Raw genomic sequence first — 16,805 nt, 5'->3', positions numbered from 1 at the left:
AGCCGCGGCGCCCGGCCTGCCCGACCGGGCGCGTGCGGGCCACCAGGGCCACGCTCGCTAGGCTCGGGCCATGTCCGAACGCACCCTGGTCCTGCTCAAGCCCGACGCCGTCCGCCGCGGACTGGTCGGAGAGATCCTGTCGCGGTACGAGGCCAAGGGCCTGTCCATCGAGGCGACCTGGTTCGGGCAGATCGACGCGGCCACGTCCGACGCGCACTACGCGGAGCACGTCGAGCGCGACTTCTACCCCCCGCTGCGGACGTTCGTCACGTCCGGGCCGATGATGGCGCTCGTGCTGTCGGGGGAGTCCGCGATCGACGTCGTGCGTCTGCTCAACGGCGCCACCGACGGCCGCGTGGCGGCTCCCGGCACGATCCGAGGCGACCTGTCGCTGTCCAACCGGGAGAACCTCGTGCACGGCTCGGACTCGCCCGAGTCCGCGACGCGCGAGATCGGGTTGTGGTTCCCGGACCTCGTCTGAGGTCCCCGGTCGTATCGTGTCCCTGTCGGCAACGCGTGGAGCCGACGTAGGGGGCCTGTCGAGGCCGGAGGGGAGGCGGTACGTGCGACGTGATGCTGTACGCAACCGGGAGCGGTTGCTCGACGAGGCCGAGGTCCTGTTCGAGCTTCGGGGCGCGGCCGTCGCGCTCGACGAGGTGGCCCGTCGGGCCCAGGTCTCGAGCGCCACGCTCTACCGCCACTTCCCCGATCGCGAGTCGCTGGTCCGGGCGCTGACCGCGCGCGTCGCTGCGCGCGCCGACGCGATCGCTGCCGAGGCCGACTGGGAGGGGCCCGCCGACGAGGCGGTGGTCCTGCTGGTGACCCGGCTGAGCGAGGCGCTGGTCTCGGTGCCGGGGTCGCACGCGATCCTGCGCGCCATGCAGACCTACGACCCCGAGTACGTTCCCGGGGCTCGTTTCGTCCCACCGTTCACGGAGCTCGTGATGCGAGCCCGCGCGGACGGCTTCCTGCATCCGAGGGCCACGGCCAGCGACCTGGTCGGCGTCGCGATGATGGTGGGCGCGGTCGCGTCGGTCTCTCCGCTGCTCCGCGACGGCGGCGGCTGGCGGCGGTACGTCGCGATCGGGCTGGCGGGTCTGCGGGCCGGTGCGCCACTCGACGAGACGGCGGCGCTCGTCGCCGACTGATCTCGGTCGTGGTCGCCCGTACGGACGCGCCTGCGTTCGACGTGCCACCACGGACCTGCCTGCGCTCGATACCGCCTGCTGGTCGATGTGCAGGCATCTGCGTGGAGCCGGAACGAGGTTCTTGTCGACTTCTTGCGTAAGTACTGTAAGAGGAATGCACACAGATGCCGTCCGGGTGCGCTAGGTTTCCGTCATGGTTCGACGTATCGCTGAGGTCGCGTCCCGTGCCGGGGTGAGCGAGGCGACGGTCAGTCGCGTGCTCAACGACAAGCCCGGGGTCTCCGACGCGACCCGCTCGACGGTGCTGACCGCGCTGGACGTGCTCGGGTACGAGCGCCCGTCGAAGCTGCGGGGTGAGCGAGCCCGTCTGGTCGGTCTCGTGCTCCCCGAGCTGCAGAACCCGATCTTCCCCGCACTCGCGGAGGTGATCGGGTCGCACCTCGCCCAGCAGGGCTTGACGCCGGTGCTGTGCACCCAGACCGCGGGCGGGGTGGGGGAGGCCGACTACGTCGACCTGCTGCTCGGCCAGCAGGTCGCCGGTGTCGTCTTCGCCGGCGGGACCTACAGCCAGCTCGATGCGGACCACGGCCACTACGACCGCCTGGTCCACCGTCGGCTGCCGGTCGTGCTGATCAACGCCGGCGTCGATGCGATGCCGTTCCCCCGTGTGGTCTGCGACGACGCGATGGCTGCGGAGCAGGCGGTCGGTCACCTGCTGTCGTTGGGGCACACCCGGATCGGCCTGGTGCTCGGCCCGTCCGACCACGTGCCGTCCGAGCGCAAGCTCCAGGCGGCGCGCCAGGTGCTGGAGGAGGCCGGGGCGCCCCTGGACGACGTGCTCGTGGAGCGCAGCCTCTACTCGCTGCAGAGCGGGCAGGCGGCTGCGGCGCGTCTGCTCGAGCGCGGTGCGACCGGCATCGCGTGCGCGAGCGACCCGCTGGCGCTGGGCGCGGTCCGTGCCGCCCGCCGGCGCGGTCTGCCGGTGCCCGAGTCCGTCTCGGTGGTCGGGTACGACGACTCCGCCTTCATGAGCTGTACGGAACCGCCCCTGACCACGGTGCGTCAGCCGATCGAGGCGATGGGCCGGGCCGCGATCACCTTGCTGATGCGGCAGATCTCGGGTGCGACGACCGCGCCCGAGGAGCTGTTCTTCGAGCCCGAGCTCGTGGTCCGTCGCTCAACCGGCCCTGCAAAGTCACGAAAATAATTACATTCTGTCGAGTTCTTGCGCGCTGAAGTCGTATCGGCGTAGCGTTCCTCACCGTCAAGCGACGTGAGGGGAATCACAGTGACTGCAGTCAGTGCGGCGGACGGCGACTCGGCGGTGACCGCGCTCCAGCGCGTGCCGGCCGCACCGGAGGCCCGGATCGAGCCGTCCGACGCCACCTGGTGGCGCAGCGCGACGATCTACCAGGTCTATCCGCGCAGCTTCGCCGACGCCGACGGGGACGGCACCGGCGACCTCGCCGGCGTCCGGGCCCGCCTGGGCTACCTGCGCGACCTGGGTGTGGACGCGATCTGGTTCACCCCGTGGTACCCCTCGCCGATGGCGGACGGCGGCTACGACGTCGCCGACTACCGGGCGATCGATCCTGCCTTCGGCACCCTCGAGCAGGCCGAGGCGCTGATCGCGGACGCGCTCGACTTCGGCATCCGCACGATCGTCGACGTGGTTCCGAACCACGTCTCCGACGCGCACCGATGGTTCCGCGAGGCGCTCGCCGCGGGGCCGGGATCGCCCGAGCGGGAGCGGTTCTGGTTCCGCGACGGGGTCGGCGTGGACGGCGCCGAGCCACCGAACGCCTGGGTGTCCAACTTCTCGGGACCGGCCTGGTCCCGCGTGGTGCGCCGCGACGGCACTGCCGAGCAGTGGTACCTCCACCTGTTCTCCTCGGCCCAGCCGGACCTGAACTGGGGTCACCCCGACGTGCGCGACGAGTACGAGGACGTGCTGCGCTTCTGGTTCGACCGGGGCGTCTCCGGCGTCCGGATCGACTCCGCCGCGCTCCTCGCGAAGGACGCGACCCTGCCGGAGGTCCCGAACGAGCCCGGCCCGGGCGGCCACCCGTACGTGGACCGTGACGACCTGCAGGAGATCTACCGCAGCTGGCGAGCCATCGCCGAGTCGTACGGGCCGGACCGTGCCCTGATCGGCGAGCTGTGGCTGCCCGACAGCGAGAGGTTCGCCCGCTACCTGCGGCCCGACGTGCTGCACACCGCGTTCAACTTCGACTACCTCTCCGCGGCCTGGGACGCCGACCGCCTGCGTACCTCGATCGACGAGACGCTGGCGGTGCACCGCACGGTCGGAGCACCCGCGACCTGGGTCCTGTCGAACCACGACGTGACCCGACCGGTGACCCGGTTCGGGCGCGACGACACGACGTTCGCCTTCGAGCGGAAGCGGTTCGGGATCCCCACCGATCTCGAGCTCGGCCGACGCCGCGCCCGTGCGGCCGCGCTGCTCGCGATGGCTCTGCCCGGGTCGTACTACATCTACCAGGGCGAGGAGCTCGGCCTGCCCGAGGTCGAGGACATCCCGCCCGCCCGCCTGCAGGACCCGATGTACTTCCGCAGCGGCGGCACCGACCCCGGACGGGACGGGTGCCGCGTCCCGATGCCGTGGTCCGGGGACGCCCCTCCGTACGGCTTCAGCCCGGGCCCGGCCGCGAGCTGGCTCCCGCAGCCCGACGACTGGGCCACGCTGACCGCCGAGGCGCAGTCGGCCGACCCGACCTCGATGCTCTCGCTCTACCGGATGGCCCTCCTCGTCCGACGGACGCACCCCGCGCTGGGGGACGGGCCGATGGAGTGGCTCGACGCGGGAGCGGGCGTCCTGGCCTTCACCCGTGGCGAGGGCTTCGCCTGCGTCGCCAACCTCACCGACTCACCGATCGCGCTGCCGCCCAACGACCAGGTGTGGCTCGCGAGCACACCGCCGGAAGGAGGTCGCCTGCCGGCGGACGCCGCCGCCTGGATCCGGCTGCCCGGCACCGCCTGAGCACGCCGTACAAGACCGTCTCCCACCCCAGCGCCCCTCCGACCACCCCAACCCGACACGCGGACGCCGCGGCAACGGCGCCGCCACCCGAAGGAGCAGTCCCATGCACCACCACCGGAAGCGGTTCGCCGCCGCCTTGGCCCTCGTGGCCGCGGCCGGCGTCCTCGCCGCCTGCGACTCAGGCGACTCCGCCGACGCCGAGGGCACCACCACCATCACCGTCGAGGGGTGGCGACCCGGCGACGAGCAGGCCACCGCCGACTCGGTCAAGGACCTCGTCGCCGAGTTCAACAAGGAGAACCCCGACATCGTCGTCGAGCCGGTCGAGTGGGAGTGGAAGGCCGAGACCTTCCCGGCCCAGCTCGCCGGCGGCACGCTCCCGACGACGTTCCGGGTGCCGTTCACCGACACCCTCGGGCTCGTCCAGCGCTCGCAGATCGCCGACGTCACCGACCAGGTCGACGCGCTGCCGTACGCCGACAGCTTCAACCCCAGCGTGCTCGCCGCGGCGCAGGACGCCGAAGGACGGATCTACGGCCTGCCGAGCGACGTCTACGGCATGGGACTCCACTACAACCGGGCGCTGTTCGACGAGGCCGGACTGGACCCCGACGATCCGCCGGCGACCTGGGACGAGGTCCGCGCCGCTGCGAAGCAGATCACCGAGCGCACGGGTCAGCCCGGCTACGCCGAGATGACCAAGGACAACACCGGCGGCTGGCTGCTCACCACGCTGACGTACGCCTTCGGCGGGCGGATCGAGAGCGAGGACGGGGCCGAGGCGACGATCGACAACCCCGAGACCCGGGCGGTGCTCGAGATGCTGCACGGGATGCGGTGGGAGGACGGCTCGATGGGCAACAACCTGCTGCTCGACTGGTCCGGCATCAACCAGGCCTTCGCCGCCGGCAAGGTCGGGATGTACGTCGGAGGCTCCGACGTCTACAACGCCCTCGTCACCACGAACGACATCGACCCCGACACCTACGGGCTGACCACCGTCCCGCTGGCCGACGACCCCGACGCCGGCATCCTCGGCGGCGGCTCGGTCTCGGTGGTGCGGGCCGACGCCAGCGACGCCGAGAAGGAGGCGGCCGTGGCGTGGAACGACTTCTTCCGCGTGCGCAAGCTGGTCGACGAGGAGGCAGCGGTGCTCGACGCCGAGACGCTCGCCGCGAGCGACCAGCCGATCGGCACGCCCCTGCTCCCGGTCTTCGACGAGGACACGTGGACGCAGCAGCGTGAGTGGATCGCGGACTACATCAACGTGCCGGTCGACCAGATGACCGGTTTCACCGACAACATCTTCGACCAGACGCTGGTGCCCGAGCCGCCGTCGCACACCCAGGAGGTCTACGCGATCCTCGACGGCGTCGTCCAGAAGGTCCTGAGCGACGAGGACGCGGACATCGCGGCGCTGCTGTCGAAGGCGAACGACGACGCGAACGCCGTGCTCGCGCAGTAGCCTCACCCGACCGCCCACCGGTCGGCACGCCGCCCCTGACGCGTGCCGGCCGGTGAGCACCACCCGGCCGGCACGCGTCGGCCCGATCCACCGGGAGGACCATGACCACCGCCGCACCGCCGTCGTCGCGACCACGTCCTCGTCGCAGCCCGGCGACCTGGGTCCGCGGCGGCGGGCTGAGCACCCTCGTCATGCTGCTCCCGCTGCTGGTCGTCTTCGGCCTGTTCTCGTGGTGGCCGATCGTCCGCTCGGTGGTCATGAGCGTCCAGGTGACGAACCTCGTGACGCCGCCGGAGTTCGTCGGCTGGGACAACTTCTCCGCGGTGCTGAACGACCCGATGCTGTGGACGGCGACCCAGAACACGCTGTGGTTCGCTCTGCTGGCCCTCGTGCTCGGCTACCCGGTCCCGCTGGTGCTGGCGGTCCTGATGAGCGACCTGCGACGCGCCCGGGGGATCTACGCGACGCTGGTCTACCTGCCGGTCGTCGTCCCGCCCGCGGTGGCGGTCCTGCTGTGGCGCTTCTTCTACGACGCCTCACCCAACGGTGTGTTCAACACGATCCTCGGCTGGGTCGGGCTCGGTCCCGTGCCCTGGCTGGAGTCCACGAGCTGGGCGATGCCGTCCCTGGTGATCGAGGCGACGTGGGCCGCCGCCGGCGGGACGGTCATCATCTACCTGGCCGCGCTGCTGTCGGTCCCGCCGGAGCTGTACGAGGCCGCCGAGATCGACGGCGCCGGGGTGTGGCGCAAGGTCTGGCACGTCACGCTGCCGCAGATGCGCGCGATCATGCTGATCACGCTCGTGCTCCAGGTGATCGGGACCGTCCAGGTGTTCCTCGAGCCCTACCTGTTCACCGACGGCGGTCCTGACAACTCCACGACCACGATCCTGCTGCTCGTCTACGACTACGCCTTCGGCAACAGCCTCGGCGGCGACTACGGCAAGGCCACGGCGCTCAGCCTCATGCTCGCGGTCGCGCTCGCCGTCCTGTCGGCCCTGTACTTCCGCCTGACCCGATCGTGGAGCGACACATGAGCCTCAAGCTGCCCGCCCGTCCGACCGAGGACGAGCTGGGGCCGACGCCGCCTGTGCCGGCACAACCTCCCCGCGCCCCGCGGCGGCGGCGCCCTGCCGAGTCGACCCGCTCGATCACGTCGGAGTCCGACCGTCGGCGGCCGGCCGTGCGGTGGGGGCGGCGCACCCTGAACACCGCCCTGCTGCTCTTCCTCGTGGTGGTCGCGCTCGGTCCGATCCTCTGGCTCGCGAAGGCGGCGATCACCCCCACCCAGGACATCCTGCGCACCCCGATGGCGTTCTTCCCGAACGGGACCGACTGGGCGAACCTGCGCACGGCCTGGGTCGACCTGGACCTGCGGCTGTACTTCGTCAACACCGTCGTGATCGCGCTGGGCTCGTGGGTGACGCAGATGGTGGTCGCCACGACCGGGGGATACGCCCTGTCGGTCCTGCGGCCGCGCTACGGCCGGATCGTCTACGCAGCGGTGCTGTGCACGCTCTTCGTGCCCGCCGTCGTGCTGCTCGTGCCGCTCTACCTGACGGCCCTCGACCTGCCGGTCGTGCACGTGTCCCTGATCAACACGTTCTGGGGCGCATTCCTGCCGGCGGGCGCGAGCGCGTTCAACGTCGTGCTCGTCAAGCGGTTCTTCGACGGCCTCCCGCGCGAGATCATCGAGGCCGCGCGGGTCGACGGCGCGGGACCGTTCCGGCTGTTCTTCTCGATCGTGCTGCCCATGTCGCGTCCGATCCTGGGCGTGGTGTCGGTGTTCGCGGTGCTCGCCGCCTGGAAGGACTTCATCTGGCCGCTGCTGGTCCTGCCCGACCCCACCATGCAGCCGTTGTCGGTGCGCCTGCCGACCCTGGCACCGGTGACCGAGCTCGACGTGTTCCTCGCCGCACTGCTGCTCTCGACCGCGGTCCCGATCGCCTTCTTCCTGGTCTTCCAGCGCTTCTTCCTGCGCGGCGGCGGGCTCGGAGGGGCGATCAAGGGCTGACCTGCGGACCGCGTCCGTGCTGGTCACGGCGCGATCGCGTCGGGCGTGTCGGCCCTGTCCGGGGGGCCGCCGCCCCTAGCCTGATCGCATGGCAGGTTCCTTCCCCAACCGCCATCGGTCGGTGCGCAGTGTCCTCGGCCGGGACATGGCCGTCGATCTGGGCACCGCGAACACCCTCGTCTACGTCCGAGGGCGCGGCGTCATGCTCGACGAGCCGAGCGTGGTGGCGCTGAACGCCCGCACCCGTGCGATCCTCGCCGTCGGGTCCGACGCGAAGCGGATGCACGGACGCACCCCGGGTGCGATCACCGTGATCCGGCCGATGCGCGACGGCGTGATCGCGGACTTCGAGGCCACCGAGCAGATGCTGCGGCTCTTCATCCAGCAGGTGCACCGTCGTCGTCACCTGGCGAAGCCCCGACTGGTGGTCTGCGTGCCGAGCGCGATCACGTCGGTCGAGCAGCGGGCGGTGCGCGAGGCCGGCTACCAGGCCGGTGCGCGGCAGGTCTTCGTCGTCGAGGAGCCGATGGCGGCCGCCCTCGGTGCCGGGCTGCCGGTGCACGAGCCTGCGGGCAACATGGTCGTCGACGTCGGCGGCGGTACGACGGAGGTCGCGGTGATCGCCCTCGGCGGCGTGGTCGCGAGCAAGTCGATCCGGACGGCCGGCGACGACCTCGACGCCGCGATCGTGGACTGGTTCAAGAAGGAGCACGCCCTGCTCCTCGGTGAGCAGACCGCCGAGGACCTGAAGATCGACGCCGGGTCGGCGTACCCCGGAGCGGACGAGCCGATGGTCTCGATCCGCGGCCGTGACCTGGTCGGCGGGCTGCCGCGCACGATCGACGTGACGGCGGCCGAGGTGCGCCGTGCGCTGGAGGAGCCGGTCTCCCGGATCGTGGACGCCGTCCGCGACACGCTCGACGTGACGCCGCCCGAGCTGGCGGCCGACATCCTGGACCGTGGACTCGTGCTGACCGGCGGCGGGGCGCTGCTGCGCGGCCTCGACGACCGGATCCGGCGCGAGACGGAGGTGCCGGTGCACGTCGTCGACGATCCGCTGCACTCGGTGGCGATGGGCGCCGGCAAGTGCGTGGAGGAGTTCGACGCGCTCAGCCAGCTGCTCACCACCGAGCCGCGCCGGTGAAGACCGTGGCGAGCACCCGGACCCGCGGTCGTGACCGCGACCCGCGGCCGCGACCCGTCGTCCTGCTCGTCCTGCTCGCCGCGGTCGCCCTGATCACGCTCGACCTGACCGGCGCCGGCGGCCCGGTCCGTACGGTCGCCTCCACCGTCCTCGGTCCGTTCCAGGGCGGTGTCGCGCGGGTGATGGAGCCATTCGGGCTCGACGTGTTCGCCGACCGGACCGCGTTGGAGGACGAGAACGTGCGGTTGGAGGAGGAGAACGCCTCGCTGCGCCGTCGGCTGGCCTCGACCGGGGTGGACGCGCAGCGCCTCGGCGAGTACGACCGGCTGGCCCGCTACACCCGCGAGGCCGACCTGCGCACCGTCCAGGCCGCCGTCGTCGCCTACGGGCCCGGGCAGTCGTTCCGCCGGACCGTCACGATCGACGCCGGCACCGCCGACGGCGTCCGTGTCGACATGACGGTGGTCGCGGCCGACGGGCTGGTCGGTCGTGTGCTGGTCGCGGGACGGTCGCACGCGACGGTGCTGCTGCTGGCCGACGCGGAGTCCCGGGTCGGAGCGCGCCTGGGCTCCGACGCGGAGCTCGGGATGCTCAGCGGCGACGGGGACCTGTCCGGCGCCGGCCGGCTCACCCTCACCCTGCTCGACGGGACCGTCGAGCCGGACGTGGGTGACACGGTGGTGTCGTGGGGGTCGCCGCGCGGCGTCCCGTACATCGCCGGGGTGCCGATCGGGCGGGTCGAGCGCACGACGTTCTCCCCGCGCGAGCAGAGCACGGAGGTCACGGTCGCGCCGTTCGTCGACGCGTCGTCCCTCGATGTCGTCGCCGTGGTGACCGGGATCGGCCGGGAGCGCTGACGTGGCGGCCGGACGCACGCTGGTGATCGCGGCGCTGCTGGTGGTCGCGCTGCTCGTCCAGCTGAGCGTGGCGCCGGTGCTGTTCCCGACCGCGGTCGTGCCCGACGTCGTTCTGCTCGTGGTCGCCGCCGTGGGTCTGCGTGACGGCGCGGTCGCCGGGGCGTGGACCGGGTTCGCCGGCGGCCTGCTGATCGACCTGGCGCCGCCGTCGGACGACCTGATGGGACAGTGGGCGCTCGCGTTGTGCGTGGTCGGGCTGCTCGCGGGCACCGTCGACCGCGGGAGCCGCTCGACGCGGTGGCTGGACCTGGTGGTCTCCGGTGCGGCGGCGTTCGTCGGGGTCTCGATCTTCGCGCTGTCCTCGATCGTCCTCGGCCTCGCCGGCGCCGACCTCGCGGTCGCGTCGTCGGTGGTCGGTCTGGCGGTGGCCTACGACGCGGTGCTCGGTCTTCTCGTGCTGCCGCTGGTCCGTGCTGCCCTCGACCGGGTCGAGCCGACGCCGGTGCGGGGGTGGTGACGGTGCAGCGCAGGCTCTCGGGGCGGCTCGTGGTCGTGCAGGTCCTGACGCTGGCGTTGTTCGCGACGCTGCTGGGGCGCCTCTGGTACGTCCAGGTCGTCGGCGGCGACGCGTACTCCGCGCAGGCGCGCAGCAACACCACCCGGCTGGTGACGGTGCAGCCGCAGCGCGGACTGGTGGTCGACGCCGCCGGCCGCCCTCTGGTGACCAACCGCGTGTCCTGGGTCGTCACGGTGGACCGGTCGGCGCTCGCCGTGACCGACGTCGACGAGCAGGTCGCGGTGCTGCGCCGGCTCGCGACGCTCCTCGACACCTCCTACCAGCGGGTCGTCGACCGTACGAAGCTGTGCGGCGAGGACGGGGCGCCGAAGCCGCCGGTGTGCTGGAACGGCTCGCCGTACGAGCCGGTGCCGGTGGCCGAGGACGTGCCGCGGGACCTGGCGCTGGCGATCGCGGAGCGGCCGGAGGACTTCACGGCCGTCGGGGTCGAGCAGCGGTACGTGCGCGACTACCCGGCGCCGTCCGGCGTGAACGCTGCGCACCTGCTCGGCTACGTCAGTCCGATCACGGCCGACGAGTACGACGCGTCGCTGGACTCCGACGACCCGCTGACCCCGTCGGCGGCGATCGGACGCGCCGGCGTGGAGCGCAGCTACGACGCGGACCTGCGCGGTGTGCCGGGCACGACCGGCAAGGCCGTCGACAGCCGGGGCCGGGTCGTCTCGGAGGGCGACGCGGTGGCTCCGCAGGCCGGCGACACGCTGGTCACGAGCATCGACGCGACGGTGCAGTCGCTGGCGGAGACCGAGCTGCGCAAGGCCATCATGACGGCACGCCGGACCCACGACGACGTCACGGGACGCAACTACGAGGCGAGCGCGGGTGCGGTCGTGGTGATGGACCCGAACGACGGCCGGCTGATCGCCGCGGCGAGCTACCCGTCGTACGAGCCGGACAGCTGGGTGGGCGGGATCAGCTCGCGGCGGCTGAAGTCGCTCTACTCCGAGCGCGCGGGCACGCCTCTGCTGTCGCGGGTCACCCAGGCCCAGCTCGCCCCCGGGTCGACGTTCAAGCCGATCGTGACCGCGGGCGCGCTCGAGCAGGCGCGGTACGACACCGGGACCCGGCTGGCCTGCTCGTCGGGCCTGCAGGTCGGCAACCGGTGGTTCAAGAACTACGAGTCGGCGTCGTACGGCTCGCTCACCTTCGACCGGGCGCTCCAGCTGTCCTGCGACACGTTCTTCTACCGGATCGCGTACGCGAACTGGGTGAAGCAGGGCGGCAGCGACGCCGGCGTGAAGACCCCGGACCCGCTGGTGCGGATGGCGCGGGACTTCGGTGTCGGCAGCCGGACCGGGGTGGACCTGCCGGGCGAGACCGCGGGGCGGATCGGCGACCGGACGTGGCGGCGCGACTACTGGGAGGCCAACAAGGCCCAGTACTGCAAGCTTGCGAGGAACCCGGAGAAGATCGACAGCGCGTACATGCGGCTGTTCGCACGCGAGTTCTGCGCCGACGGCTACGTCTACCGTGCCGGCGACGCGGTGAACTTCTCGATCGGGCAGGGCGAGACGCTGCTCTCGCCGCTCCAGCTCGCGGTCGCGTACGGAGCGCTGTCGAACGGCGGGACGTTGTACGAGCCGCGGATCGGCAAGGCCGTCCTGGACGCGGACGGTGACGTGGTCCGGCGGATCAAGCCGTCGAAGGCGGGCCGCGTCCCGGTCTCGAAGCGGCACCTGCGCTACATCGACCGGGCGCTGAAGGGGACCGCACGCGTCGGAACCTCCTCGTGGAAGTTCGCGGGCTTCCCCCTCGACGACGTGCCGATCCGCTCGAAGACCGGCACCGCGGAGGTGCAGGGCCGGCAGACCACCGGCTGGCTGGCGACGTACGACCGCAACTTCGTCGTGGTCATGATGATCGAGCAGGGCGGGACCGGCTCGGGGTCGTCAGGCGACGCGGTCCGGACGATCTGGGAGGGCCTCTACGGGGTGAAGAACGGCAAGGTCCGCCCCGACAAGGCCCTGATCGAGGGCACCGAGCCGTCGCGGGCGCTGCCGAAGGTCGACGCCGACGGCCGCGTACGGAGGTCGCCGTGAGCGCCCCGGTGCGGGTCGGGCGCACGGTCCGCCCGGTCGCGCTGCCGGGCGACGACCGGCGCCGCGGCTTCGGCTGGGTGGCGGGTGTCGACGTGCTGCTGATCGCCGCGGCGGTCGCCCTGGCGGTGATCGGGACGGTGCTGGTGTGGTCCGCGACCGCGTCGCGCGACGACCTGACCGGCGGAGACCCGACGGCGTTCCTGGACCGCAACGGCATCAACCTGGCGATCGCGCTGGCCCTCGGCGCCGTGATGGCGGCGACGGACCGGCGGTGGCTGCGGGTGTGGGCGCCCACCCTCTACGGGCTCGCGGTGCTCGGGCTCGTGCTCGTCCTCGTCCCTGGGGTGGGGGCCACGATCAACGGGTCGCAGTCGTGGCTGGCGGTGGGCGGCCTGTCGCTGCAGCCGGCGGAGCTGGCGAAGCTCGGTGTGGTGCTGATGATGGCGCTGGTCTTCGCCGAGCGGGCGGAGGCGGCGATGCGCTCGACCGTCCGGCCGACGGACGTCGTGATCGCGCTCGCGGCGGCGGCGGTGCCGGCGGCGCTGATCCTCGCGCAGCCCGACCTCGGGACCATGATGGTGCTGATCGCGATCGTGCTGGGGGTGCTGGCGCTCGCCGGGGTCGGCGTCGGCTGGCTGCTCGGCCTGGTCGCCGCGGGGGTCGGGGTGATCGCGGTCGCGATCGCGACCGGGTTCCTGCACGAGTACCAGCTGCTCCGGTTCGAGGCCTTCACCGACCCCAGCCTCGACCCGCGCGGCGCCGGCTACAACACGATCCAGGCGCGGGTCGCGATCGGCAACGGCGGGTTGTGGGGCCAGGGGCTGTTCCACGGGACGCAGACCCAGGCCGGCTTCGTCCCCGAGCAGCACACCGACTTCGTCTTCACCGTCGCCGGAGAGGAGCTCGGGCTGGTCGGCGCGGCGGTGATCGTGGTGCTGCTGGGCGTGGTGGTGTGGCGGTGCCTGCGGATCGCCGCACGGGCGACCGACACGTTCGACCGGCTGGCCGCCGGAGGGGTGGCGTGCTGGTTCGGGTTCCAGTCGTTCCAGAACATCGGGATGTCGTTGGGGATCATGCCGGTCACGGGGGTGCCGCTCCCGTTCGTGTCCTACGGCGGGACGGCGCTGTTCTCGGCCGCGATGGCGGTGGGACTGGTGGTCGCGGTGGGCCGCAGGACCGGTCGGATCCGACGCGTCTGATCCCGCCGCGCCCGGGTCGACCGGTCGGGTTCCTCGTCCTCGGAGGTCGCCGTACCCTGGAGACCATGTCCGCACAGCTTCACGAGTCGACCGGCGCGGCGTCGGTCTTCGACCGCCTCGAGCCGCTCCTGCCGAGCGTCAGCAAGCCCATCCAGTACGTCGGCGGGGAGCTGAACTCGGTCCGCAAGGAGTGGGACGCCGTCGACGTGCGCTGGGCCCTGATGTACCCGGACGCGTACGAGGTGGGCCTGCCCAACCAGGGTGTCCAGATCCTGTACGAGGTGCTGAACGAGCGCGAGGGCGTGCTCGCGGAGCGGACCTACTCCGTCTTCCCGGACATGGAGGCGGTGATGCGGGAGCACGCGATCCCGCAGTTCACGGTGGACAGCCACCGACCGGTCCGGGCGTTCGACCTGTTCGGGATCTCGTTCTCGACCGAGCTGGGCTACACCAACCTGCTCACCGCTCTGGACCTCGCCGGCATGCCGCTGCACGCAGCGGACCGCACCGACGACGACCCGATCGTGCTCGCAGGCGGGCACGCGGCGTTCAACCCCGAGCCGATCGCGGACTTCGTCGACGCGGCCGTGCTCGGCGACGGCGAGGAGGTCGTGCTCGCGATCACCGAGGTCGTGCGCGAGTGGAAGGCCGAGGGTCGTCCCGGCGGCCGTGACGAGGTGCTGATGCGCCTCGCCGCGTCCGGCGGCGTGTACGTCCCGCGGTTCTACGACGTCTCGTACCTGCCGGACGGACGGATCCAGCGCGTCGCCCCGAACCGCCCCGGCGTCCCGTGGCGCGTCGCCAAGCACACCCTGATGGACCTCGACGCGTGGCCGTACCCGAAGAACCCGCTGGTCCCGCTCGCCGAGACCGTGCACGAGCGCTACTCGGTGGAGATCTTCCGCGGCTGCACCCGTGGCTGCCGGTTCTGCCAGGCCGGGATGATCACCCGCCCGGTGCGCGAGCGGTCGCTGCAGACGATCGGGTCGATGGTCGACAACGGTCTGAAGCGGTCCGGGTTCGAGGAGGTCGGCCTGCTGTCGCTGTCCAGCGCCGATCACACCGAGATCGGTGACGTCGCCAAGCAGCTGGGGGACCGGTACGAGGGCACGAACACCTCGCTCTCGCTCCCGAGCACGCGCGTCGACGCGTTCAACATCACGCTCGCCAACGAGTTCAGCCGCAACGGCCGCCGCTCGGGCCTGACGTTCGCGCCGGAGGGCGGGTCGGAGCGGCTGCGCAAGGTGATCAACAAGATGGTCTCCGAGGAGGACCTGATCCGTACGGTCTCGGCCGCGTACTCCCACGGCTGGCGTCAGGTGAAGCTGTACTTCATGTGCGGCCTGCCGACCGAGACCGACGAGGACGTGCTCCAGATCGGCGAGCTCGCGAAGAAGGTGATCGAGACCGGGCGCGAGGTCTCCGGCCGCCGCGACATCCGCTGCACGGTCTCGATCGGCGGGTTCGTCCCGAAGCCGCACACACCGTTCCAGTGGGCCGCGCAGCTCGACCACGAGACCACCGACGAGCGGCTGCGCAAGCTGCGTGAGTCGGTGCAGTCGGACAAGCGCTTCGGTCGGGCGATCGGCTTCCGCTACCACGACGGCAAGCCCGGGACGGTCGAGGGACTGCTCTCGCGCGGCGACCGCCGGGTCGGCCGCGTGATCGAGGCGGTCTGGCGCGACGGTGGCCGCTTCGACGGCTGGAGCGAGCACTTCTCCTACGACCGGTGGGAGCGCTGCACCGCCGAGGCGCTGGCCGACGAGCCGGTCGACCTCGACTGGTACACGACCCGCGAGCGTGAGTACGCCGAGGTGCTGCCGTGGGACCACCTCGACGCCGGGCTGGACCGGGACTGGCTGTGGGAGGACTGGCAGGACTCGATCGATCCCGACGGTGCGATCGAGGTCGAGGACTGCCGCTGGACCCCGTGCTTCGACTGTGGCGTGTGCCCGCAGATGTCGACCGAGATCCAGATCGGCCCGACGGGCCAGAAGCTGCTGCCGCTGTCGGTCGTCTGACCCTCACCGTCCCCGATGCGGGCGTTCCGGGGAAGAGCAAGGGTGCCGATTCCTGCCCGGAGTGCCCGGATCGGGGACGGGACGGGCGCATGGCAGGCTGGTCCGGTGAGTGACGCAACCATCGGGGCGACGACGCCTCGCAGCGGGCGGGTGATCGCGTTCGTCGCGATCGTGGCTCTGGCACTCAACCTCCGCGCGGCCGTCGGGAGTCTCGGGGTGCTGCTGACCCAGGTCAGCGACGCGCTGTCGATCTCACCGACGCTCGCCGGCCTCCTCACGACCCTGCCCGTGCTGGCGTTCGCGGTCTTCGGCGGGTTCGCAGGGGAGGCGATCCGGCGTGCCGGGCTCACCCGTACGGCCGCCCTCGCCCTCGTCGTGATCGCCGCCGGCCTGCTCCTGCGCGCGGCGACGTCCTCGGTCACGGTCTTCGTGCTCGCCTCGGCGCTGTCCCTGGCCGGCTGTGCGATCGGGAACGTGATCCTGCCGCCGCTGGTCAAGCAGTACTTCCCCGACCGCATCCCGATGGTGAGCGCGGTCTACGGCGCCGCGATCGTGGGCGGCGCGTCGATCGCGTCGATGGTGACGGTCCCGATCAGCGACGCCGCCGGCAGCTGGCGGGTGGGTCTGGGTTCGTGGGCGGTGCTGGCGGTCGCGACGCTGGTCCCGTGGATCTGGCTGCTGCGCGACGACGTGCGCGCGGCGGCGCACGTCGCGCCCCTGCCGATGCGCGTCGTGATGTCGTCGCCCCTGGCCTGGCAGATGGTCGCCCTGTTCGCGCTGCAGTCCGCCCAGGCTTACGCGCAGTTCGGCTGGTACCCCGCGATCCTCGTCGACCAGGGGCACTCGGAGGCGTACGCCGGCCTGATGCTCGGGATCCTGGCCGGCACCGGGATCCCGACCACGCTCGCACTGCCCTGGGTGATGAACCGGGTCCGCCCTGCCGTCCTGCCCTGGACGTTCGGCGCCGTGACGGTCGCGGGCTGGCTCGGGGTGCTGCTCGGGCCGGAGCAGCTGGTGCTGCTGTGGTCGATCCTGCTCGGGATCGGCAGCGGCGCCTTCACGTGGTCGTTGACGATGATCGGGCAGCGGACCCGCACACCCGCGGCCACCACGGCTCTGTCGGCCTTCGTGCAGGGCCTCGGCTACCTGCTCGCCTCGCTCGGACCACTGCTGACCGGCGTGCTCCACGACACCACCGGAGACTGGACCGTGCCCATCACCGTGCTCGCGGTCGCGGCGATCGGCATCGCGATCGCCGGCACGCCGGTCGCGCGCGGGACGACCCTGGAGGACACCCTGCGCCGCCGCTGAGCTCCCCGTCGGCCGCCCGGTACCCTCGC

General features: G+C 71.9%; 14 protein-coding genes. All 14 read left to right on the top strand.

Annotated features, from left to right (window positions below; translation table 11 throughout):
- Positions 1-70 precede the first annotated feature (70 nt).
- Positions 71-481, top strand: a complete 411-nt coding sequence (gene ndk / locus CLV56_RS17435) for a nucleoside-diphosphate kinase (protein ID WP_039349170.1) — start codon at positions 71-73, stop codon at positions 479-481.
- 82 nt (positions 482-563) lie between these two features.
- Positions 564-1,148 (top strand): TetR/AcrR family transcriptional regulator, encoded by a 585-nt coding sequence (locus CLV56_RS21065; protein WP_211288181.1) that lies wholly within the window; start codon positions 564-566, stop codon positions 1,146-1,148.
- Positions 1,149-1,341: 193 nt separating this feature from the next.
- On the top strand, positions 1,342-2,355 hold the full coding sequence (locus CLV56_RS17425) for a LacI family DNA-binding transcriptional regulator (protein WP_039349173.1): 1,014 nt from the start codon (positions 1,342-1,344) through the stop codon (positions 2,353-2,355).
- Between the two features lie 135 nt (positions 2,356-2,490).
- Complete coding sequence (locus CLV56_RS17420; protein ID WP_039349214.1) at positions 2,491-4,149, top strand: glycoside hydrolase family 13 protein; 1,659 nt, start codon at positions 2,491-2,493, stop codon at positions 4,147-4,149.
- A 103-nt stretch (positions 4,150-4,252) separates the two neighbouring features.
- Positions 4,253-5,614 carry an extracellular solute-binding protein gene (locus tag CLV56_RS17415; protein ID WP_039349175.1) on the top strand — a complete coding sequence of 454 codons (1,362 nt, stop codon included), beginning with the start codon at positions 4,253-4,255 and terminating at the stop codon, positions 5,612-5,614.
- A 101-nt stretch (positions 5,615-5,715) separates the two neighbouring features.
- The gene (locus tag CLV56_RS17410) at positions 5,716-6,651 is read left to right on the top strand and encodes a carbohydrate ABC transporter permease (protein WP_100415352.1); all 936 of its coding nucleotides are present in this window, start codon (positions 5,716-5,718) and stop codon (positions 6,649-6,651) included.
- On the top strand, positions 6,648-7,628 hold the full coding sequence (locus CLV56_RS17405; protein ID WP_039349178.1) for a carbohydrate ABC transporter permease: 981 nt from the start codon (positions 6,648-6,650) through the stop codon (positions 7,626-7,628). Before CLV56_RS17410 ends, CLV56_RS17405 begins: the two co-directional genes overlap by 4 nt.
- A gap of 88 nt (positions 7,629-7,716) precedes the next feature.
- Positions 7,717-8,772 carry a rod shape-determining protein gene (gene mreB / locus CLV56_RS17400; protein WP_100415351.1) on the top strand — a complete coding sequence of 352 codons (1,056 nt, stop codon included), beginning with the start codon at positions 7,717-7,719 and terminating at the stop codon, positions 8,770-8,772.
- On the top strand, positions 8,769-9,629 hold the full coding sequence (gene mreC / locus CLV56_RS17395) for a rod shape-determining protein MreC (RefSeq protein WP_100415350.1): 861 nt from the start codon (positions 8,769-8,771) through the stop codon (positions 9,627-9,629). Before mreB ends, mreC begins: the two co-directional genes overlap by 4 nt.
- 1 nt (position 9,630) lies before the next feature.
- Positions 9,631-10,146: a rod shape-determining protein MreD gene (gene mreD / locus CLV56_RS17390; RefSeq protein WP_100415349.1), complete on the top strand. Its 516-nt coding sequence runs from the start codon at positions 9,631-9,633 to the stop codon at positions 10,144-10,146.
- A gap of 2 nt (positions 10,147-10,148) precedes the next feature.
- Positions 10,149-12,245: a penicillin-binding protein 2 gene (gene mrdA / locus CLV56_RS17385; RefSeq protein WP_245857980.1), complete on the top strand. Its 2,097-nt coding sequence runs from the start codon at positions 10,149-10,151 to the stop codon at positions 12,243-12,245.
- Complete coding sequence (rodA, locus tag CLV56_RS17380) at positions 12,242-13,444, top strand: rod shape-determining protein RodA (RefSeq protein WP_245857979.1); 1,203 nt, start codon at positions 12,242-12,244, stop codon at positions 13,442-13,444. The genes mrdA and rodA overlap by 4 nt, the downstream gene beginning before the upstream one ends.
- A 65-nt stretch (positions 13,445-13,509) precedes the next feature.
- Complete coding sequence (locus CLV56_RS17375) at positions 13,510-15,465, top strand: TIGR03960 family B12-binding radical SAM protein (RefSeq protein WP_039349182.1); 1,956 nt, start codon at positions 13,510-13,512, stop codon at positions 15,463-15,465.
- A gap of 105 nt (positions 15,466-15,570) precedes the next feature.
- Positions 15,571-16,776 carry an MFS transporter gene (locus tag CLV56_RS17370; RefSeq protein ID WP_157805211.1) on the top strand — a complete coding sequence of 402 codons (1,206 nt, stop codon included), beginning with the start codon at positions 15,571-15,573 and terminating at the stop codon, positions 16,774-16,776.
- Positions 16,777-16,805 lie beyond the last annotated feature (29 nt).

Source organism: Mumia flava, assembly GCF_002797495.1.
GTDB classification, from domain to species: Bacteria; Actinomycetota; Actinomycetes; order Propionibacteriales; family Nocardioidaceae; genus Mumia; species Mumia flava.
The sequence above is the reverse complement of the archived record's forward strand: the minus strand, read 5'-3'. Positions and strand labels throughout refer to the sequence as shown.

Bases quoted from the DNA above. Each gene is read 5' to 3' on its own strand.
- ndk (WP_039349170.1), top strand. From the start codon at position 71: ATGTCCGAACGCACCCTGGTCCTGCTCAAGCCCGACGCCGTCCGCCGC.
- CLV56_RS17425 (WP_039349173.1), top strand. From the start codon at position 1,342: ATGGTTCGACGTATCGCTGAGGTCGCGTCCCGTGCCGGGGTGAGCGAG.
- CLV56_RS17415 (WP_039349175.1), top strand. From the start codon at position 4,253: ATGCACCACCACCGGAAGCGGTTCGCCGCCGCCTTGGCCCTCGTGGCC.
- CLV56_RS17410 (WP_100415352.1), top strand. From the start codon at position 5,716: ATGACCACCGCCGCACCGCCGTCGTCGCGACCACGTCCTCGTCGCAGC.
- CLV56_RS17405 (WP_039349178.1), top strand. From the start codon at position 6,648: ATGAGCCTCAAGCTGCCCGCCCGTCCGACCGAGGACGAGCTGGGGCCG.
- mreB (WP_100415351.1), top strand. From the start codon at position 7,717: ATGGCAGGTTCCTTCCCCAACCGCCATCGGTCGGTGCGCAGTGTCCTC.
- CLV56_RS17375 (WP_039349182.1), top strand. From the start codon at position 13,510: ATGTCCGCACAGCTTCACGAGTCGACCGGCGCGGCGTCGGTCTTCGAC.